This window comes from Curtobacterium sp. MCLR17_040 (assembly GCF_003234735.1).
Classification (GTDB): Bacteria; Actinomycetota; Actinomycetes; order Actinomycetales; family Microbacteriaceae; genus Curtobacterium; species Curtobacterium flaccumfaciens.
In genome coordinates this window covers 60681-81145 of sequence record NZ_QKTE01000013.1, presented here as the reverse complement: position 1 = coordinate 81145, position 20465 = coordinate 60681, and the positions used below count along the sequence as shown (strand labels likewise).

General features: G+C 72.3%; 16 protein-coding genes. 9 read left to right on the top strand and 7 right to left on the bottom strand.

Features of this window, described 5'->3' with window-relative positions:
- Positions 1-23: 23 nt before the first annotated feature.
- Together DEJ01_RS12170 and DEJ01_RS12165 are read right to left on the bottom strand one after the other, a co-directional pair.
- The gene (locus DEJ01_RS12170; RefSeq protein WP_071406102.1) at positions 24-446 is read right to left on the bottom strand and encodes an organic hydroperoxide resistance protein; all 423 of its coding nucleotides are present in this window, start codon (positions 444-446) and stop codon (positions 24-26) included.
- A 101-nt stretch (positions 447-547) separates the two neighbouring features.
- Positions 548-1024 carry a MarR family winged helix-turn-helix transcriptional regulator gene (locus tag DEJ01_RS12165; RefSeq protein WP_181438436.1) on the bottom strand — a complete coding sequence of 159 codons (477 nt, stop codon included), beginning with the start codon at positions 1022-1024 and terminating at the stop codon, positions 548-550.
- A 104-nt stretch (positions 1025-1128) separates the two neighbouring features.
- On the opposite strand from DEJ01_RS12165, the gene mvk reads away from it, so the two are divergent.
- From mvk to DEJ01_RS12140, 5 genes are read left to right on the top strand one after another with little or no spacing between them, the layout of a single operon-like run.
- Positions 1129-2112 (top strand): mevalonate kinase, encoded by a 984-nt coding sequence (mvk, locus tag DEJ01_RS12160; RefSeq protein WP_111093112.1) that lies wholly within the window; start codon positions 1129-1131, stop codon positions 2110-2112.
- On the top strand, positions 2106-3107 hold the full coding sequence (gene mvaD / locus DEJ01_RS12155) for a diphosphomevalonate decarboxylase (protein ID WP_111047298.1): 1002 nt from the start codon (positions 2106-2108) through the stop codon (positions 3105-3107). Before mvk ends, mvaD begins: the two co-directional genes overlap by 7 nt.
- Positions 3104-4186: a phosphomevalonate kinase gene (locus DEJ01_RS12150; protein WP_111093111.1), complete on the top strand. Its 1083-nt coding sequence runs from the start codon at positions 3104-3106 to the stop codon at positions 4184-4186. Before mvaD ends, DEJ01_RS12150 begins: the two co-directional genes overlap by 4 nt.
- The gene (locus tag DEJ01_RS12145) at positions 4179-5243 is read left to right on the top strand and encodes a hydroxymethylglutaryl-CoA reductase (RefSeq protein WP_071406099.1); all 1065 of its coding nucleotides are present in this window, start codon (positions 4179-4181) and stop codon (positions 5241-5243) included. The genes DEJ01_RS12150 and DEJ01_RS12145 overlap by 8 nt, the downstream gene beginning before the upstream one ends.
- The gene (locus tag DEJ01_RS12140; protein WP_111093110.1) at positions 5240-6403 is read left to right on the top strand and encodes a hydroxymethylglutaryl-CoA synthase; all 1164 of its coding nucleotides are present in this window, start codon (positions 5240-5242) and stop codon (positions 6401-6403) included. The genes DEJ01_RS12145 and DEJ01_RS12140 overlap by 4 nt, the downstream gene beginning before the upstream one ends.
- Positions 6404-6575: 172 nt before the next feature.
- On the opposite strand, the gene DEJ01_RS12135 is transcribed toward DEJ01_RS12140, so the two are convergent.
- Together DEJ01_RS12135 and DEJ01_RS12130 are read right to left on the bottom strand one after the other, a co-directional pair.
- Positions 6576-7559 (bottom strand): SRPBCC family protein, encoded by a 984-nt coding sequence (locus DEJ01_RS12135; protein WP_111093124.1) that lies wholly within the window; start codon positions 7557-7559, stop codon positions 6576-6578.
- Positions 7559-7942 carry a helix-turn-helix transcriptional regulator gene (locus tag DEJ01_RS12130; RefSeq protein ID WP_071406097.1) on the bottom strand — a complete coding sequence of 128 codons (384 nt, stop codon included), beginning with the start codon at positions 7940-7942 and terminating at the stop codon, positions 7559-7561. Before DEJ01_RS12130 ends, DEJ01_RS12135 begins: the two co-directional genes overlap by 1 nt.
- A gap of 79 nt (positions 7943-8021) precedes the next feature.
- Here DEJ01_RS12130 and DEJ01_RS12125 point away from each other — a divergent pair, with 79 nt between their 5' ends.
- From DEJ01_RS12125 to DEJ01_RS12110, 4 genes are read left to right on the top strand one after another with little or no spacing between them, the layout of a single operon-like run.
- Positions 8022-8489, top strand: coding sequence for a hypothetical protein (locus DEJ01_RS12125; protein ID WP_111055098.1), 468 nt, complete (start codon positions 8022-8024; stop codon positions 8487-8489).
- On the top strand, positions 8489-9394 hold the full coding sequence (locus tag DEJ01_RS12120) for a hypothetical protein (protein ID WP_110864111.1): 906 nt from the start codon (positions 8489-8491) through the stop codon (positions 9392-9394). Before DEJ01_RS12125 ends, DEJ01_RS12120 begins: the two co-directional genes overlap by 1 nt.
- Positions 9395-9398: 4 nt before the next feature.
- Positions 9399-10622: a S9 family peptidase gene (locus tag DEJ01_RS12115; RefSeq protein WP_111093109.1), complete on the top strand. Its 1224-nt coding sequence runs from the start codon at positions 9399-9401 to the stop codon at positions 10620-10622.
- Between the two features lie 8 nt (positions 10623-10630).
- Complete coding sequence (locus tag DEJ01_RS12110; RefSeq protein ID WP_071247046.1) at positions 10631-11026, top strand: ATP-dependent DNA ligase; 396 nt, start codon at positions 10631-10633, stop codon at positions 11024-11026.
- 425 nt (positions 11027-11451) lie between these two features.
- Here the strand turns inward: DEJ01_RS12110 and DEJ01_RS12105 are convergent, their stop codons facing one another.
- The 3 genes from DEJ01_RS12105 to DEJ01_RS12095 form a co-directional block, all read right to left on the bottom strand.
- Positions 11452-13242: a sulfite reductase subunit alpha gene (locus DEJ01_RS12105; RefSeq protein ID WP_111093108.1), complete on the bottom strand. Its 1791-nt coding sequence runs from the start codon at positions 13240-13242 to the stop codon at positions 11452-11454.
- On the bottom strand, positions 13239-18809 hold the full coding sequence (locus DEJ01_RS12100) for a glutamate synthase-related protein (RefSeq protein ID WP_111093107.1): 5571 nt from the start codon (positions 18807-18809) through the stop codon (positions 13239-13241). The genes DEJ01_RS12105 and DEJ01_RS12100 overlap by 4 nt, the downstream gene beginning before the upstream one ends.
- Positions 18810-19148: 339 nt before the next feature.
- Positions 19149-20441, bottom strand: a complete 1293-nt coding sequence (locus tag DEJ01_RS12095; RefSeq protein WP_111093106.1) for a bifunctional glycosyltransferase family 2/GtrA family protein — start codon at positions 20439-20441, stop codon at positions 19149-19151.
- Between the last annotated feature and the right edge of the window lie 24 nt (positions 20442-20465).

Here is a 20465-nt window from a genome sequence, read left to right as displayed (position 1 = left end):
GTGGGGGTGGTGGTGCTCATGGGTCAGTCCTCCGAGACGACGATGGTGACGTCGATGTTGCCGCGGGTCGCGTTCGAGTACGGGCAGACCTGGTGGGCCGCGTCGGCGAGGGCCTGGGCCTGGTCGTGCTCCAGGCCGGGGATGACGACCTCGAGCATGACGGCGAGCTGGTAGCCACCGTTGCCGTTCGGGCCGATCGACACGCGACCGCCGACGGACGAGTCGGTGATCTTCACCTTCTGGCTGCGGGCGACGCCCTGCAGTGCGGAGTGGAAGCAGGCGGCGTAGCCGGCGGCGAAGAGCTGCTCGGGGTTGGCGCCGTTGCCGGAGCCACCCATCTCCTTCGGGATGGCGAGGTCGAACTCGACCGTGCCGTCGCTCGTGGCGACGTGGCCGTTGCGGCCTTCGCCGGTGGCCAGGGCCTCGGCGGTGTAGAGGGTTTCCATGGGGTTCCTTCCTTGTGGGGCGGATCGTGAAGTTCGGGGGTGTGCGGCGTGCTCTCGCGCTCAGCGACAGTTCACGGGCGCACGTGGCCGCGGGGTGTCGCTCAGCGCGAAACGGCGCCAGCGCCGGCGCCCGCGGCGTCGTGCTCGGGGTCGGCAGCCGCGTGCATCGTCTCGGTCAGCCGGTGCAGCGTCGCGATGAGCTCGGCGGCGGCACGTTCGTCGGCCAGGCCCATCCCGGCGGCGATGCGCGCGGGGATGCCGCTCAGCTCGGACCGCAGTTCGCGGCCTCGGTCACCGACAGTGACCGTGACGACGCGCTCATCGGTGCTGCGGCGCTCGCGGCGGACCAGGTCGCTCTGCTCCATGCGGCGGAGCAGTGGCGAGAGGGTGCCGGAGTCGAGCTGCAGGTGTTCCCCGAGGCTCGAGACGGTCTGGTCGCCCTCGACCCACAGGGTCACGAGCACCAGGTACTGCGGGTACGTCAGACCCCAGGGTTCGAGCATCGAGCGGTACGCCTGCGTGGTGGCGCGGGACGCCGCGTAGAGGGAGAAGCACACCATCTCGTCGGTCACGGGCATGCGTCCACACTGTCACGCAACCAAGTTGTGCACAACTCGATGCAGCGGATGCCCAGCTGACGAACACGTCGACGACCCGGACGGTTAGGCTGACGTGACCCAAGATGAGCAGCAGCGACCTCGACACCACCACGACCCCCGGCAACGGATCGGCGTCGTCCCACGGCAAGACGATCCTGATCGGTGAGCACGCCGTGGTCTACGGCGCACCCGCTCTCGTCCTGCCGGTGCTCGACGCGCGGGTCGTGGCGACGGTCACCCCGGTCGCCGCCGACGCCGAGCAGCCCGGTCACAGCCTGCAGTCGACCGTGCACACCGGCCCCCTCGACCTCGCACCCGCGGCCGTGATGCCGACCGTCACCGCCGTCACCGCGACCCTGCGCCACTTCGGGGTCACCGACCGCCACTTCCACGTCCGGGTCGACAGCGAGGTCCCGACCGCCCGCGGCATGGGCTCGAGCGCCGCGGTCGCCGCCGCCGTGACCGCGGCCGTCGCCGACGCCCTGGGTGAAGCCCTCGACGTCGAGACCCACCACGAGCTCATCCAGGAGTGCGAGCGCGTCGCCCACGGCCGACCGTCCGGCCTCGACGCCCGGGGCGTCGTCGCGTCCGCGCCGGTCTGGTTCGAGGGCGGCCAGATCGAACCCGTCACGCTCGGCGCCCGGTTCACCTTCGTCGTCGCGGACACCGGCGTCCCCGGGCACACCCGCGAGGCCGTCTCGGCCGTCCGCGCCCGCCACGACCAGGACCCAGTCGGTGTCGGCACCGTGATCGACCGGATCGGTGCGCTCGCCCGTCGGGCACGGGGGACACTCGAGGACGGCGATGCCCAGGCTCTGGGTGCCACCATGGACGCCGCGCACGACCTGCTCAGCACACTCGACGTGTCGAGTGACGACCTGGACCGGCTCGTGGACGCCGCACGTGCTGCGGACGCCCTCGGCGCGAAGCTCACCGGCGGCGGGCGGGGCGGGTGCGTCCTCGCGCTCGCCGCGGACGACGACCACGCGGACCGCATCGCGGCCGCACTCCGCGGCGCAGGGGCCGCAGCCACCTGGACCACCACGATCGGAGCCCGCGCTTGCTGACAGCCACCGCCGTCGCGCACCCCAACATCGCCCTCGTCAAGTACTGGGGGAAGGCGGACGCGCAGCTCGCGCTGCCCGCCACGGGCAGCGTCTCGATGGGGCTCGACGTGTTCCCGACGACGACCACCGTCACGGTGGACGGCGGACGGGAGGCCCGTGATGCGTTCACGCTGAACGGTCACGTCGTCGACGACGGTGCGCTGGTGCGCGTGCAGCAGTTCCTCGACCTGGTGCGCGAGCTCGCGGGGTCGTCCGAGCGGGCGTCGGTGGTGTCCGAGAACACCGTCCCGACCGGTGCCGGGCTGGCCTCGAGCGCGTCCGGCTTCGCCGCCCTGGCGACCGCCGCCGCCGCGGCCTACGGCCTCGACCTGTCGCCGCGCGACCTGTCCCGTCTGGCACGTCGCGGTTCCGGCTCGGCCACGCGCTCGATCCCCGGCGGTGTCGCCGTCTGGCACGCCGGCGACGACCAGGGCTCCTTCGCCGAGCCGATCCCGGCCCCGCCGATGGCGATGGTCGTGGTCACGATCGACGCCGGCCCGAAGCCGATCGGGTCCCGCGAGGCCATGCGCCGCACCATCGCGACGTCGCCCTTCTACCCGGCCTGGGTGACCTCCACCACCGAGACCGTCGGCGACATGCTCACGGCCTGCGCGGCCGGCGACTTCACCCGCATCGGCGAGATCACCGAGAGCAACGCGCTCCGGATGCACGCGACGATCGAGGGCGCGTTCCCGCCGATCCGCTACCTCAACGCCCGCAGCGTCGCCGTGTTCGACGCCGTCGCCGAGCTGCGTGCCGGCGGCACCGAGGCCTACGCCACGGCCGACGCGGGCCCGAACGTCGTCGTGCTCACGAAGCCGCAGGACCGGGCGGCCGTCGCCGGGGCGCTCGCGTCGCTGGGGGACGTCATCGAGTCCGGCACCGGACCTGCCGCGCGGGTGCTCCGCTCCGAAGAGACCGGGAGCAATCCCGACCAGAAGGAGTCCGCGCAGTGATCGAGTTCCGTGCACACGGCAAGCTGTTCGTCGCCGGCGAGTACGCCGTCGTCGAGCCGGGCCAGCCGTCCGTCCTGATCGCCCTCGACCGCGCCATCACGGCGAAGGTGCGCGAGGGCCACGGCGCGGGCAGCGTGCACTCCGAGGAGTACGGGCACCTGCCGCTCACGTGGACCCGTGCCGAGGACGGCCTGGCGCTCGACCGCGAGCACCACCCCTACGACTACGTGATGGCCACGATCGACCTGGTCGAGAAGCTCCGCGCCGAGCACGGCATCGCCCCGCGGTTCCACGACCTGCGCATCGAGAGCCAACTGGACGACGCCAGCGGCCGGAAGTTCGGGCTCGGGTCCTCGGCCGCGGTCACCGTCGCCACCGTCGGTGCCCTCGACCGCTTCTACGGCATCGGCCTGACGCAGCGCCAGCGCTTCCAGGTCGCCCTGCTCGCCACCATCCGGGTGAACCCCCGGGCCTCCGGCGGCGACCTCGCCGCGAGCACGTTCGGCGGCTGGCTGCGCTACAGCGCCCCGGACCGCGAGCGCCTCGCCGCCATGCTCGGCGACCACGCCGTGTCCGCGATCCTGACCGACACCGACGCGTGGGACGGCTTCGACGTCCAGCGGCTGCCCGCCCCCGAGAACCTGCAGCTGCTCGTCGGCTGGACCGGCTCGCCCGCGTCCACCACGAAGCTCGTCGACGTGGTGCGTCGGCACCGCAACGGCGGGTACCAGGCGTTCCTCGACGAGAGCCGCAGCGCCGTCGACGACCTGACCACGGGCCTCCAGACCGGCGACACCGAGCGCACGCTCGGTGCCCTCCGACGCGCCCGCGGGCTGCTGCAGCGTCTCGGCGACTCGGTCGGGTCGAAGATCGAGACCGAGCGTCTCGCGACCCTGTGCGACGTCGTCGAGGCGGCGGGCGGGGCGGCGAAGCCGTCCGGTGCCGGCGGCGGCGACTGCGGCATCGCGCTCGTCCCGGCGGACACCGACCCCGCCGGCATCCACCGCGCCTGGGAGGCGCACGACATCAGACACCTCAGCGTCGCGGTGCGAGCACCAGAAGGAGCCCTCGATGAGTGACCTGCTCACACCGATCCCCACCAAGTGGGTCGGTCCGATCCGCGTCAGCGGCAACGCCGTGCAGGGGGAGCACGAGGTCCCCCTCGCCACCTACGAGTCGCCGCTCTGGCCGTCCGTCGGCCGCGGCGCCCGCATCTCGCGCATGGTCGAGGACGGCATCGTCGCGACCGTCGTCGACGAGCGCATGACCCGCTCCGTCGTGGTCCGCGCCGACAGCGCCGCCGCGGCCCACGTCGCCGCGGGGCAGATCCTCGCGCGCCAGGACGAGCTCGCCGCGATCGTGTCCGGACAGAGCCGGTTCGCCAAGCTCATCGAGGTGCACCCGGAGATCGTCGGGGACCTGCTGTTCCTGCGCTTCGCGTTCACCACCGGCGACGCCTCCGGCCACAACATGGTCACGCAGGCGGCGGACAAGCTGCTGCCGGCGATCCTGGACTGGCAGCCGGGCCTGCGGTACGTCTCGGTCTCGGGCAACTTCTGCACCGACAAGAAGGCCACCGCGGTGAACGGCATCCGTGGCCGCGGCCGCAACACCATCGCCGAGATCGTGATCCCCGGCGAGGTCGTCGAGAAGCGCCTGCGGTCGAGCACCGCGCGCATCGTCGAGCTGAACATCGCGAAGAACCTGATCGGGTCGACGATCGCCGGGGCCATCCGCTCGGCGAACGCGCACTACGCGAACATGCTGCTCGGCTTCTACCTGGCCACCGGGCAGGACGCCGCCAACATCGTCGAGGGCTCGCAGGGCATCACGAGCGCCGAGGACCGCGACGGCGACCTGTACTTCGCGACCTCGCTGCCGCACCTGATCGTCGGCACGGTCGGCAACGGCAAGGGCGGGGACCTGCCCGTCGTCGAGGACGCCCTGGTGCGCCTCGGTTGCCGCGAGGACCGTGAGCCGGGCGGGAACGCCCGCCGCCTCGCCGCCCTGTGCGCCGCGACCGTCCTGTGCGGGGAGCTCTCGCTCCTCGCCGCACAGACCAACCCGGGCGAGCTGATGGCCGCCCACGTCGCCATGGAACGCCGTGGCACGAAGCCCGCAGGGGGTGCCGCATGACCGGCGTCGGCATCCACGACATCGCGATCGCGACCGGGCACCACGTGCTCGAGCTCGACGACCTGGCCGAGCGGCTCGACGTCGACCCGGCGAAGTACCACGTCGGCATCGGGCAGGACGCCTTCAGCGTGCCCGCGCCCGACGAGGACATCGTCACGATGGGCGCCGCTGCCGCGAAGGAGCTCATCGACCGGCACGGCGTCGAAGGCATCCGCACGGTGCTGTTCGCCACCGAGTCCGGCGTCGACCAGTCGAAGGCCGCCGGCGTGTACGTGCACGGCCTGCTCGGGCTGCCGAAGGCCGTCCGCGTGGTCGAGCTGAAGCAGGCCTGCTACGGCGGGATGGCCGCGGTGCAGCTCGCACTCGGCATCGTCGCGCGCGCCCCGCACGAGCGGGTGCTCGTCATCGCCGCCGACGTCGCCCGGTACGACGTCGACACCCCTGCCGAGCCGACGCAGGGTGCCGGTGCCGCCGCGATCCTGGTGTCCGCCGACCCCGACCTGATCGAGATCGAGCCGGCGGCGGGCGTCTACACGGCGGACGTCGACGACTTCTGGCGGCCGAACGACCGCTCCACCGCGCTGGTCGACGGGCGGCTCTCGGTGAGCGCGTACGTCAACGCGTTCGTCGGCGCCTGGGACGACCTGGCGGAACAGGGCGGCCCCGCGTACGACGACATCGCCCGGTTCGTGCACCACCAGCCCTTCACCAAGATGGCGATCAAGGCGCACCGCAAGCTCACGCAGCACGTCGGCGCACCGTTCGACGAGGCCGACCTGGCGATCGGGTTCACCTACAACCGGCAGACCGGCAACACCTACACGGCGTCGCTCTGGATCGGGCTCGCAGCACTGCTCGACCTGGACGACGACCTGGCGGGGGAGCGGCTCGGCCTGTTCAGCTACGGCTCCGGCAGTGTCGGTGAGCTCATCACCGGCACCGTCCGGCCCGACTACCGCGAGCACCGCCGCGCGGGTCGCGTGCGGTCGCTGCTCGAGGCACGGGTCCCGCTGACGGTCGACGCGTACCGCGCGCTGCACGCCGCGGGTGCCGCCACCAGCGAGGACGTCGAGCGTCCGCGCGTCACGACCGCGCCGTTCCGCTTCGCGGGCGTGCGCGGCGGCGCGCGGCACTACGAAGCGTCGGCGCAGCCGGAGTAGCCGGCCTGCGCCCACCAGCCCCTCGCGAAAGCGACAGATACCCGCGGAACATCCGCGGGGATCTGTCGCTCTCGGGGACCGGACCCGGATCGTGCGCAGGGATCTGTCGCTTGCTCGGGACGGACGGGAGGCCCGTGGCGGCGCCGCCACGGGCCTCCCGTCCGTCTGCCGGTCACGCTGCGGACAGGACCTCGCGTTCCAGCCGCTGGTAGCTGGCCTCCATGCCCTCCGTCATGCCGGTCGCGAGGATCACGTCCCGCTGCTCCCGGTCCGGGTAGGTGACGAGCAGCGTCATGAGCGTGACGCCGTCGGCCTCGTCGAGCTGCAGGTCGTTCGTGTTCGGTGGGAAGGGCGCCCCGGTCATGCGCTCGGTCGACACCATCCGGCGTTCGGGTTCGACGACGAGGTTCTCGCCCTCGAACCCGAAGGGTTCGCCCTCGGTGTCACCCGTCGGCGCCCAGGCCTGCCGGAACGCGCCGCCCGGGGTCAGGTCGTTCTCGTACACCGTCATCTCCCACCCGTCGGGGCCGAGCAGCCACCGGCGCACCAGGTCGGGCTCGGTGTGCGCGCGCCAGAGCAGGTGTCGCGGCGCCGCGAACGCCCGGGTGATCCGGACGTGGGTGTCGTCGAGGACCTCGGTCTCGGTGCCCGCACCGAGGGCCCACTCGCGCAGGTCGGCGAGCACCCGGTCGAGCTGGCCGAACGCCTGCTGGTAGCCCTCGAGCATGCCCATCTCGAGCATCGCGTCGAGGTCGGCGGTCGAGGCGAACGAGGACACCACGGTGACCCGCGAGCCGTCGTCCGCCGGCCCGAACGACAGCACGGTCTCGCTGGTGGGGAGCGACTCGTCGACCGTGCCCTCCGTGTCGGTGAACAGGTCGCGGAAGACGATGCGACGGTGCTCGTCGACCTCGGTGACCTGCCACACGGCGTGGAACCGCTCGCCCTGCGGGGACGTCATCCGGTAGTCGGCCCGGCCGCCGGGGCGCAGGTCGAACGTCGTGAAGGTCGCGGGGAACCCGGGCGGTCCCCAGAACCGCTCGAGCTGGCGCGGGTCGGCGAAGGCGGCCCAGAGGCGTTCGACGGGGACGGGGAACTCGGCGACGAGGGTCATCGAGAGGGTGTCGGGATCGGTGTGGACGGACGTGGTGGGCATCATCGCTCCTGGTGTCGTCGGGTGTCGTCTGGTGCTGGGTGTCCGGACGCGTCGCCGTCGAGCACGTCGCCGAGGCGGTCCATCCGGGTGTGCCAGAGGCGGCCGTAGGCGTCGAGGAGGGCGCGGACCCGGTCGAGCTGCTCCGGCTCGGCGCGCACGATGCGGGTGCGGCCGCGGGCCTCCTTGCTCACGAGTCCGGCTCCTTCGAGGACGGCGACGTGCTTCTGGACGGCGGCGAACGACATCGAGTAGGCGTCCGCGAGCTCGCTCACGGACGACGACCCGACGAGCGTGCGCCGGACGATGTCACGACGGGTCGCGTCGGCCAGTGCGTGGAACACCCGGTCGACCTCGGCGTCGGACAGTTCGATTCGTACAACCATTTGGTTGTAGGTTACGTCCGGCCGGTCTCGTCCACAAGGGGGACCTGCCGGTAGTCTTGCCGCGGAGATCGGAGGGGCGATGGCGGAGCAGCTGGGTGCGTCCGGTGCCGTCCGTGCCCTCGTCGCCACCCTGCCCCGTGCGCCGCAACTGTCCGACGTGGTGACCGGCGTCGGTCGGATGGTCGGCAAGCCCACGCGCGTCGTCGACGTCGACGGCCCGAGCTGGGGTCCGCTCACCGCACTCGTGTCGCAGTTCGAGCACGAGAACCTGGTGCTCGTGCCGGCCGACGCACCGCCGCTCTACCGCATGCACTGCGTGCTGCACGAGCTCGGGCACCTGGTGCACGGCGACGTCGGCACACCGACCGCGTCGTCCGTCGCCGAGTTCGCCGCCGGGGGCCACGTCTGCCGTCGCGCACTCGACGTCGACTCCGGGCTCGTGAGCATCTCCGACGACGACGAGCACTTCGCCGAACGGTTCGCCTACGAGCTCGCGACGGTCCTGCTCGCCGGGGCCACGGCCGCGGACGAGCGGGCCTACGGCTGATGGCCGTCCTGCACGCCGCGGCCTTCTGGTTCGCGGCGCTGATCTTCCTCGCCCGCACGCCGTACGTGCTGCGGAACCCCCGTGGTCGGGCGGCCTGGGGTGCCACCGGCGTCGGGGCGCTCGGGCTCCTGACCCTCGGCAGCGTCGTGCCGCAGCCGGTGCTCGACGGTGCCCTTGGCGGCTCGAACCTCATCAACCTGGTGCAGAACGTCTGCGCGACCGTTGCGTTCTGGCTGATGCTGCGCGCGAGCACCGACGACCTGCCGGAGCGCCCGGTGCTCGCCAGGCCGGTGGCGCTGCTCGTCGTGGTCGTGGCCTTCACGGTGCCGTTCCTGCTGGTCGAGGAGCGCGGCGGGACCGACTTCCACTTCATCGTGCGCGAGATCGAGCAGACCCCGATGTGGCTCTACGGGACGGTGTACATGGTGGGCGTGGGGCTGATCGCCGCCACGACCCTGCGCCGCGGCGTGCTGCAGAACCCGGTGGCGCTCGTGGTGTTCCGCGTCGGGCTCGCCCTGGTCGTCGTGGCGAGCGTCGACGAGGTCGCCTCGCTCACCGCCGACCACTTCGGACTCTTCCCGGCCGGGGTGCGGGACGGCCTGCGGCTGGCCTTCGACCCGCCGTTCTACCTCGGCATCGTGCTCATCGTCGTGGCGATGGCCTCGCTGACGTTCCGGCGGTGGGGCCGTGACCTGCGCCACCGCGGGCACCACCGGCGCCTGCGCCGCATCGCCCGTCGGCACGCCGTGCGGGCAGTCGAGCGGCCGGGGGACCCGCAGGCCCGGACCTACGACCTGGTGATCGCGATCCGCGACGCCGAGGTGCAGGGCCGGACCCTCGACGACGCCGAACTCGCGCAGGTGCGGTCGGCGGAACGGACCCTGACCCGGAGCCTCGGAGGATGACGGCGTGACGATCGTGTGGTGGGTGCTCGGAGCGCTCGTGGTGCTGGTGGCGGTGTGCCTGGTCGGGCTGGTCGTCCTGGTCGTCCTGCGGAAGGTCGTCGGCAGGATCGTGCTGCCCGGTGGCGACCGGTGGACGCCCGTGCTCGAGTCCGACGCGGACTCCGTCCGGCTGCCGATCACCGACGACACCGTGCGGCCGGGGGAGTACGGGCTGTGGCACGACGGCCCGGGGCACACCACCGTCGGGCCGGTGCTCGAGGTCGACGAAGCCGCCGGGTTCGTGCGCCGGGCCGTGGTGCGGACGACCGGCGCGGTGTCGTCGCGGGTGCGGTGGAGCGGGCACGTGCACCCGGACCCGGCGGCGATGGACGTCGACTGGTCCGAGGTGTCGCTGCCGACGCCGGTGGGGCCGGCGCCCGCGTGGGTGGTGCGGCCGGGGCCAGGCGGTGCCGCGCGCCCGGGCCGCCCGGCTGCCCGGGGTGCCGACTCCATGGCTGCCCGGTGCGCCGACCCCGCGGCCGCCCGAACCTGGGCCGTCCACGTGCACGGGATCCGGACGACCCGGGTCACCGCGCTCCGGACCGTCCCAGCGGCGCTCGAACTCGGCTGGACCTCGATCGTCCCGTCGTTCCGCGGCGACGGCGAGGCACCGTGGGAGGGCCGGGCCTCACACCTCGGAGCCCGCGAGTGGGCGGACGTCGAAGTGGCGCTCGACCACGCCGTCGCGAACGGCGCCGAACGGCTCGTCATCGTGGGGTGGTCGATGGGCGCGACGATCACACACGAACTCCTCGCCCGCTCGGCGCACCGTGACCGCCTGGCCGGGATCGTGCTCGTCGCCCCCGCACTGGACTGGGCCGTCACCGTCCGGTCCCAGGCCCGCCGCGCGGGACTGCCGGGTTTCGTGGTGACTGCTGCCCTCGGGGCGATGGGGACCCCGGTCCTCTGCCGGCTGGTGGGGCTGCGGTCGCCGGTCGACGTGCGCGCGCTGTCCTGGTTGCGCGCACCCCGGCCGCTGCCACCGACCCTGCTCATCCACTCCACCGGCGACACCACGGTGCCGTTCTCGGCCAGTCAGGAGTTCGCTGATGCCCACCCCGGCACCGTGACACTGGCGGTCAGCGAGCCGGCCGAGCACGCCTGGGAGCGCAACGTCGACGCCGTCTGGTTCGACCGCACCATCACCACCTGGGCGTCCGGTCTCGCGCACACCGGAGCGCAGGAGTAGAAGGAGCCATGGGGCAGCTCATCTACGACGGCCGACCGCTCGACCTGCGGATCGACGACCGCGCGCTCACGCACCTGCAGATCGTCATCGTCAACATGCTCCGGCGTGACCACCGCTTCGCGTTCTCGTGGAAGGACGACGTCGTCCACGGCAACGGTCGCAGCACGATCTGGCTGCACCCCAACGTGAGCCTGCACTTCAAGTTCACCGGCAGCCGGGTGCCGTCGATCAACCGCAGCTGGCTCGAGGACCTCTACGCCTCGGCCACCTCCGGGTCGGGGCTCGTGCTGACGCCGGAGCCGGCGGACACCAGCACGGCGGCCGACTCGGCGTGGTCGCGGGCGGTGGCACCCGGCGACGCGGACGACGCATCCGGGACACCGAGCGGGAGCACCGCGCGCTGATCCCGGGAGCAGTAGCACAGCGGGCTGATCCGGGTCAACGGGTTCCGCCCGAACTCCACGCCTCGTACGGTTTCCGTACCGCGGTTCGCTGTCGTCCCCCCGCGCCGGCCCGCTCGGGCGCCGGTGCTGGCAGTGTCCGCGGCAGGAGGGGAACCCGAACAGCCCGTGACGCACAGCGAGTCCGGTGCCGACCAACCACCGGTGACCGAGACGAGCGAGGGACGTGAGTCCCGGATCAGGGGACTCCCCGCTCGGGTCACCGACGCCACGCGTCGGTGATGCGTGCGTCACGCTGCAGGGCCCGCCGGTCTGCCCCCATCGACCGGCGCTCCTCCGGGACCGCCCCGGCCATCGGATTCGGGTTCCGTGGCCGGGGCGGACTCATCACGTCTGGATCCGGATCCGCCGTCACGTCCGTGTGCGGCTCAGTAGACGTCGCGCACGTACCGCTTCGCGCGACGCATGTCGGCCAGGTACGCCTGCGCGTCGTCCTCGCCGCGCGCGCGTCCGGTCCGGATGACCTGGAGCAGCGCGGCCTCGACGTCCTTCGCCATGCGTGAGGCGTCCCCGCAGACGTACACGTGGCCGCCGTCCTCGAGCCAGGCGAACAGCTCCGCCGACCGCTCGAGCATCCGCGTCTGCACGTAGACCTTCTCGGCCTGGTCGCGCGAGAACGCCAGGTCGAGGCGGTCGAGCACGCCCTGTTCCTGCAGCTCGGTGAGCTCGTCCCGGTACACGAAGTCGGTGTCCCGGTGCTGGTCGCCGAAGAACAGCCAGTTGCGCCCCGTCGCCCCGGACACGGCGCGCTCGTGCAGGAACCCGCGGAACGGCGCGACACCCGTGCCCGGTCCGATCATGATCATCGGGGCCGACTCGTCCGCCGGTACCCCGAACGACGCGTTCGGCTGCAGGTAGACGTCGACGGTGCCGTCCGGGTCGACCCGGTCGGCCAGGAACGTCGACGCGACACCGGCGTACATCCGGTGCGGGTCGCCGTAGCGCACCGACGCGATGGTCAGGTGGATGCGGTCCGGGTGCGCCAGTGGGCTCGACGAGATCGAGTACTGGCGCGCCTGCAGCGGCCGCAGGTTCGGCAGCAGCTCGTCGAGCCCCGGAGCGGCCGGTCCGGCGTCGCGGAGCAGGTCGAGGACGTCGCGTCCCCACAGCCAGCGGTCCAGCTCGTGCTTGTCGCCGTGCGCCACGACGGCCGCGAGTTCGCTCGACGGCGCGCGCTGCACCAGGTCGGCGATGAGGTCCTTCGAGGGCGTCCGGATCTCACGGTCGGTCCGCAGGACCTCGGTGATCGGCCGGCCGTCGAACGCCTCGCCGCCGTTCGTGCCGACCTGCTCGAGCAGGTCCGCCACGAAGACCTCGTCGTTCACGGGCACGACCGCCAGGGCGTCGCCGGCCGCGTACTCGATGCCCGAGTCACCGAGGTCGAACTCGTAGTGCCGGATCTCCTTCGCACTGCGCGGCGAGGAGAGCAGCCGGTTCTCGACCAGGCGCGACGGGTACGGGTTGCGCTTGTTCCACTGCGACCCCGGCCGGGAGGCACGGCTCGCGCCCGCCCCGCCGGTCGCGGCTGCACCGTCGCCGGCACCACCGCCCGTGGTCGCGCCGGGTGCAGCCGTCGCGCCGGCCTCGGCGGCGAGGCGGTCGAGGACCGCCGCGGTCCACAGTGCGGCCGGGTCCTCGAAGTCGACGTCGCAGTCGACGCGGTCGTGGATGCGGGTCGCGCCGAGCTGCTCGAACCGGGTGTCGAGGAGCTTGCCGGCCTGGCAGAACTCGTCGTAGCTCGTGTCACCGAGGCCCAGGACGGCGTACTGCAGCCCCTCGAGCCGCGGCACGGTACTCGCCTGGATCGCGTCCCAGAACAGCCCGGCGTTGTCGGGCATCTCGCCCTCGCCGTAGGTCGAGGTGACGACGAGCACGTGCGACATCTCGGCGAGCTGCTCGGGGGTGACGGCGTCGAGCGCACTCGCACGACCGCCGAGTCCGCGGGCCTTCGCGCCGGCGACGAGCTCGTCGGCCAGGAACTCGGCGTTGCCGGTCTGGGTGCCGAAGAGCACGTCGATCGTCGTCGTGGGCGCGCTGGCTGCGACCTTCTTGCCCGCGGCGGCGATGCCCGCGATGAACCCGGCGAGCCAGGACTCCTGGGCGGCCGAGAACGGTGCGTCGACGGGGATCAGCGACCCGGTCGGGGGGAGCAGGCTCACGCGGTCACCGCCTCGGTCGGCGCCTGCGGTGCCCGGCGGGCGATGTCCTCGAGCGCCGCGGTGGCGAGCAGCTCGTCGAAGCGGGCCTCGCGGACGCGGCCGTCGTTCTTGGCGTTCTGGTGCATGATCCACCCCGTGGTGCCCGGCGCGTCCATGCTGCGGTTGTTCCGCTGCGTGAGCGCGCGCTTGTAGTCGTCGAGCCGCTTGATCGCGATGAGCGTCGCGAGCTGGTCGTCGGCGAACCGGTCGAGCGTGCCGCGCAGGTACTTCACGACGCGCTGCTTGACGGAGAAGTCCTCGGTGAGCACGAGGTTCTTGACGGCCTCGGCCACTCGCGGGTCGGCGGTGCCGAACGCGCCCGGGACGCGCTCGAGGGCGACGTCCTGGGCGACCCCGAGCACCGTGTACGACGACAGCAGCGAGAACATGTCCTCGCCCTGGTCGCCGAGCGCCGGGGCACGGCCGTCGAGCACCGTGCGCTGGTCGCGGTAGTCGAGCTTGAACGCGCGGAGCTTGTCGGTGGCGATCGAGGTCGCGAGCTCGTCGAGGAGCTCGGGCCGGGTCGCCGCCGCGAGGATCTCGCCGGCGTCCTGCGTGAGCAGCAGGGCACGCGGCATGCCGACGTACACGTGTGCGCGGGCGGTGTCCCACTTGGCGAGCAGCCGCTCGGCCAGTGCCGAACCGGTCGCCTCGAGGTGCCACTCGAGCAGCAGGCGGGCGGCGGCCTCGTGGAACGCACCGCGCTCGGTGTCGGTGACCGGGAACACCAGGAGCGAGTCCGTGCTGGCACGCTCGGCGACCTGGCCGGAAGGGTCGTACTGGTACAGGAACCCGCCGGACATGCCGTTGCCGAGGCCCTTGCCGAACGCGCCGAGGTTGAACACGGCGCCGCCGGTCATGTACTCGCAGCCGAAGTCGCCGAGGCCCTCGACCACGGCGGTCGCGCCGGAATTGCGGACGGCGAACCGGTCGCCGGCTTCGCCCTCGACGAAGGTGCGCCCACCGGTCGCCCCGAACAGCGCGAAGTTGCCGACCAGCACGTTGCCGCCCTGTGCTGCGCTGCCGCCACCGGGGGCGCGGACGATGATCCGTCCGCCGCTCTGGCTCTTGCCGACGCCGTCGTTCGCGGTGCCGGTGTGCTCGAGCACGACGCCGTCGTTGTTGAAGACGCCGTAGGACTGCCCGGCCGAGCCCTGCGTGCGGATCGTGACCGCGCCGTCCACCAGCCGGCGGCGTCCGCGGTCGTCCGTCGTCACGGCGGGCAGGCCCTGCACGTCCTCGGCGCGGAGCTCGTGGTTGAGCAGACGCTCGAGGTCGATGCCGAGCTGGCCACCGACCGACTTGTCGGCGTTGCCGAGCAGTACGCCGTGCACGAGCACGTGCTCCTGCGCGTGGTCGACGAGGGCGGTGCGGACGCGCTCGAGCAGGGCGTCGTCGGTGTGGAAGTCCTTCTCCAGGTACTCCGGGTCCGCGACGACCTTCTCGGGCACCTGGGCGAGCAGGGCACGGGCGTCGAGCCGGCCCACGCTCGCCGGGTGGTCCAGGAGCTGCAGCAGGTCGGTCCGGCCGCGGGCCTCGCGCAGGGAACGCAGGCCGAGCCGGGCCAGGATCTGCCGCACGTCGTGGGCGATGTTGAGCAGGTACTGCGCGAGCGCCCGGGGGTCGCCCTCGAACGCCTCGGCGTTCGTGGTCAGGCCCGCCGGGCACTTCACGTTGCAGTTCTTCGCCATCACGCAGCCGAGCATCATGAGCGCGGTCGTGCCGAACTCGAAGCTGTCGCCGCCGAGCAGGGCGCTCGTGACGACGTCGCTGCCGGTCTGGTGCGCACCCGAGCAGCGGAGCGTGACCTTCTGGCGCAGGCCGTTCGCGACCAGGGCCTGGTGCACCTCGGCGACGCCGATCTCCGCGGAGCGGCCCGCGTACTTCAGGCTGGTGACGGCCGCGGCGCCGGTGCCGCCGGTGTTGCCCGCGACGTTGATCACGTCGGCGCCGGCCTTCGCGACGCCGACCGCGATGGTGCCGATGCCCTCGGACGAGACGAGCTTCACGATCACCCGGACGCGGGCGGCCTTGCAGTCGTGGATGAGCTGCGCGAGGTCCTCGATCGAGTAGGTGTCGTGGTGCGGCGGCGGTGAGATCAGCTCGACGCCGGGCGTGCCGCCACGGGCCGCGGCGATGTCCACCGTGACCTTGGGTGCGGGCAGCTGGCCACCCTCGCCGGGCTTCGCGCCCTGGCCGATCTTGATCTCGAGCTCCTCGAGCATGGGGTCGGCGAGGTAGCCGGCCCAGATGCCGAACCGGCCCGAGGCGAACTGCTTGATGCGGGAGCCGCGGATGGTGCCGTAGCGGGAGTGGTGCTCGCCGCCCTCACCGCTGTTCGACATGCCGCCGACCATGTTCGTGCCGTGTGCGACGGCCTCGTGGGCGGTGGCGACGAGCGCGCCGTGGCTCATCGCACCGGACGCCAGGGTCCGGGTGATCTCGTGGGCCGGCTGCACCTCGTCGAGCTCGACGCTCGCCGGGGCGCTCTGCAGCAGCGCGAGCAGGGCGACGGCCGCACCGGTGGCGCGGAGCGTCACCCCGGTGTCGTCGACGGCGTCGACGTCGATCTGTCCGGGGTGGAGCAGCGCGAGGCCGTCCGCCAGGGCCGCGTGGCGCAGTGCACCCGTGGTCCCCGTCGACGTGAGCTCCAGGCGGAACCGCTCAGTCCCTCCAGGCAGGTCCTGGTCGTCCGACGGACGCGAGCCGGAGAGCCCGCGCACGGTGACGCTGGCGTTGCCGCTCGTCGAGAAGCGGCCGAGCTCGCGGGCGAAGTCCTCGGCCGTGTCGATGCCGGTGACGTCTGCGGGCAGCGCGAGCACGTCGCGGAGCGCGGCGGGGCGGCGGGACCGCTCGTCGTGGGTCGTCTGCAGGAACGTGACGTAGCCCGGCGTGATGCGGTGCGCGTCGATCTCGGCGTCGCTCAGCCGGTCGTACCCGGTGTTCCGGTACGCGGCGTCGGTGATGCCGAACGAGTCGTCGAGCTGGCCGAGCGTGAGCAGGCGCAGTGCGTCGGAGTCGCCGGAGCGTTCGAAGGCCGGGCGCTCCTCGGTCATGCCGCCGAACCCGCGGACGCTCGCGACGCCGAACGAGTGGCCGGCGCCGTCGGAGCGTTCCTTGAACAGGCCGAGCAGCGGGACCTGGCCCTCGGACGCCACCGAGCGGGCACGCTCGTGCCAGTCCGTCGCCGCCTGTGCGATGCGCGCGAAGCCGACGCCGCCGACCGGTGCCTGCATGTGCGGGAAGATCCGCGCGAGCACGTCGTCGCCGGTGTCGAGGTAGTTCGGCTCGAAGAACTCGCCACCGATGTAGCTCTCGGCGGTGCACAGGCCGACGCGGCCCATGGTCTTCGCCAGGGCCTTCTCGGCGGCCTTGCGGAACTGCTTGAGCGCCAGGTCGGTCGCGGTCAGCTCACCGGCGGGTGCGGGTGCGGCGGGGTACTTCTCCTCCGCACGCAGCCGAGCGCTCAAGCTGTACACCGCGGCGGCACCGAAGCCCAGCGCGGTCGCGACGTGGTGTGACGATGGCAGCTGACCGCTCTCCGCGACGACGGACACCCGCAGGCGCAGACCGGTCTCGATGAGCCGCTGGTTGACGGCGGCCACCGCCAGGATCACGGGGAGGGGCGCATGGGTCGACGACACCTCGCGGTCGGTCACGACCGCGATCCCGCCACCGCGCGCCGCGAACGCCTCGATCGCGTCGCACAGGGCGTCCAGCGCGCCGCGCATCGCGTCGGCGTTGGCCTGCTCGTCGGCGGGCACCGGCACGTAGAGCATGTCGAAACGCTCGAGCGGCACGATGTCCTGCTCGCGCAGCCGCACCATGTCGAGGTGCCCCAGGATCGGGGACTGCACGACGAGCTGACGCCCCGTGGTGCCCGTGCCGTCCGGCTTCGCGCCGAGTGCCACGCGCATCGACATGCCGTCGGCCTCGCGGATCGAGTCGAGCGGCGGGTTCGTCACCTGGGCGAAGCGCTGCGAGAAGTACTTCGCCATGCCGCCCTCGGTGTCGCTCAGGGCGTTGATGGCGTTGCCGTAGCCCATCGCCGAGATGCGCTCCGACCCGTTCTGCAGCATCGGGTCGAGCATGAACCGGAAGCTCTCCTGGTTCAGCGAGTACGCCACGTACCGACCCGCGAGCGACAGGTCGCCGTCGTAGCCCAGGGTGGACGTCGTGCGCTCGTAGTCCGGAGCGGGCACGTCGTCCAGGTTCACCCGGGCGGCGTCGAGCAGGGTGCCGTAGTCACGGCGGGCCGCGAGCATGTGCAGCACCTCGCCCGTGCGCATGCGGGTGCCGGTGCGGTGGTCGACGACGAGCATGCCGCCGGCCTCGATGCGGCCGCGGTGCACGACCTCGTCGGCGTCGAACTCGACCTGGCCGGCCTCGGACGACACCATCAGGTACTCGGCCGTCTCGACGGTGCGCAGCGGGCGCAGGCCCAGGCGGTCCAGGCGGGCGCCGACGACGTCGCCGTCGCTGAAGATCACGGCGGCGGGACCGTCGTTCTTCTCCTCGTACAGCGAGAAGTACTCGAGCATGTCCCGGACGTCCGGGGTCAGGGTGCGGTCGTTCTCCCACGCCGGCGGCATGAGCGAGACCACGGCCTCGACGATCTCGAGCCCGTCGTCGAACACGCGGCTCTGCAGGGTCTGGTCGAGTCGGCTCGAGTCCGACTGCCCGGGCGGACGCACGATGCTCCGGGTGCGGGCCCGCGCGAGCGCCTCGTCCGACAGCCGGTTCTTGCGGTCGGTGTTCAGCTCGCCGTTGTGCGCCATCAGGCGGAACGGCTGCGCCATCGTCGGGTGCGGCTCGGTGTTCGTGGAGAACCGGGTGTGGAAGTACAGCGTCCGGACCGAGTGCCGGGGGTCGCGCAGGTCGGTGAAGTACCCGATCACCTCGCCGGAGTTCAGCCGGCCCTTCAGGATCTGGGTCCGGGCGCTGAGCGACAGCGGGTACAGGGCGGCGTGCTCGGCGCGCTCGGCGGCTGCCTGGGCGTAGGAGACCGCCTCGATGGCGAGCAGGGCGCGGTTCGCGGCGGCGTCGACCTCGGTGCGGTCCCAGTCGGACGGAGCACGGAAGACACACTGCACGATCGGCAGCTGGTACTGCTCGGCCTCGGGGCGCGCGACGGAGTGGTCCACCGGGACGTCACGGACCAGCAGCAGCTCGAAGCCCTCGGCCGTGATGGCGTCCGTGACGGTCTGCTCGGCGCGGGCGCGCTCGTCGGCGCCGTCCGCTCCGTCGCTGCTCGGCACGAAGCAGTTCGCGACGCCGAAGTGCCCGGCGCGCAGCTGCTCGCCGGTGATGGCGCTGAAGAACTCCACCGACAGGTCGATGCTGACGCCCGCGCCGTCACCGACACCCTCGGCGGACTTGCCGCCGCGGTGCGGGATGGAGCACAGCGCTTCGTCGCCCTTGCGGATGACGTCGTGGCTCGGCGTCCCGTCGAGACGGGTGATGAAACCGACGCCGCAATCGCTCGATTCGCGGGCAGGGTCGTAGAGACCGAAAGAGGTGGGGTTCACGTGCGGGTCCAGTGGGGCGTTGCCGGCAGCGGACGGCGCGGGCTGCATCGATGGAGCGCTCGCCGCGGGCAGACCGATGGTGGCAGTCGGGCCCTGTGGGGTGGTGGTGCGGTAGGGCGATGCTACGGCTTGGTATACCGACCGTGCAACACGGGTGGTGTGGGGTGTGACGGTGTCGCACCGTGCGGGTCTGTTCGGCTGGTGCGAGGTTGCACGCTCGGTGCGAGTTCGTAGCGCTGCACGGAGCGTGCAACCTCGCACGGGATGGCCGACGCCGCACGGTGCGGCGTGCCGCGGGCGCCGTGCAACCCTGCACCGGGTGGGTAACCCGGCACGGTGTCAGGCCGCTCGCTCGCCGGTGCGCTCGGGGGTCGCGATCGGTTCGGTGACCGCCGTGCTGGCGTCGGCCGCCGGGGTGGTGCCGGGGCGGATGAGCTCCGGGCGTCGGCGGCCACGGAACACCCACGCCTTGAACAACACGAACCGCACGCCGGTCGCAACCAGGTTGGCTGCCGTCAGCACCGCGATCTCCGCACCGTGCGAGGCTCCCGGCACCGACGCGTGCAACACCACGAGCGACCCCGACGTGATGGCCCAGGCGATGCCGAACACGACCAGACCCTGCACGTGGTGCCGACCGGCTCCCGCACGGCCCCGCACCCCGAACGTGAACCGCCGGTTCAGTGCGGTGTTGCCGATCGCCGTGACCAACAGCGCGAGGAAGTCTGCGGTCTGGGCGCCGATCGCCGGCCGGAACAGGGCGTACAGGGCGGCGAACGCCAGGGTCGAGAGCACCCCGATCGCTCCGAACCGCAGGACCTGCCCCAGGAACCCCACGCTCGGTGGGGTGAACGGCTGCCGACCGATCGCCGCGTAGACCGTGCTGATCGGCACCCGCCCGGTGGCGATGTTCCTCGACACCCGCCACATGCCCTTCAGGTCCTCGGTCGCGGTCGACGCGATGTGCACCGAGGAGTTGACGTCGTCGACCCAGTCGACGGGGACCTCGTGGATGCGGAGTCCCGCGTGCTCGGCCAGCACGAGCAGCTCGGTGTCGAAGAACCAGGCGTCGTCCTCGCACAACGGCAGCAGGTGGTCGGCGGCGGCCTTCGTGACCGCCTTGAACCCGCACTGCGCGTCCGAGAACGACACCCCCATCGTCGTCCGGAGCAGCAGGTTGTACGAGCGCGAGATGAACTCCCGCTTGCTGCCACGCACCACGCGCGACGAACCTGCCAGCCGCGTACCGATCGCCAGGTCCGAGTGCCCCGACAGCAGAGGCGCCACGAGGGGTTCGAGCGCGGCGAGGTCGGTGGACAGGTCCTCGTCCAGGTAGACGAGCACGGCCGCCGGCGATGCCGCCCAGACCTCCTTGAGCGCGCGGCCCCGGCCCTTCTCGGGCAGGTGCACCGCGTGCACGCCGGGGAGCATCGCGGCGAGGTCGTCGGCGATCCGGGCGGTGTCGTCGGTCGAGGCGTTGTCCGCGATCGTGATCCGCCACGAGTGGTGCAACGACGTCCGGCAGAACGTGTGGAGCCGTCGCACATGGGCGGCGAGCGTGTCCTGCTCGTCGTAGCAGGGGACGACGATGTCGATGTCGAGGGGCTGGTTCGTCTCCGTCATGCCGCTCATGCTCGGCAGCGGGCCTACGGGGGC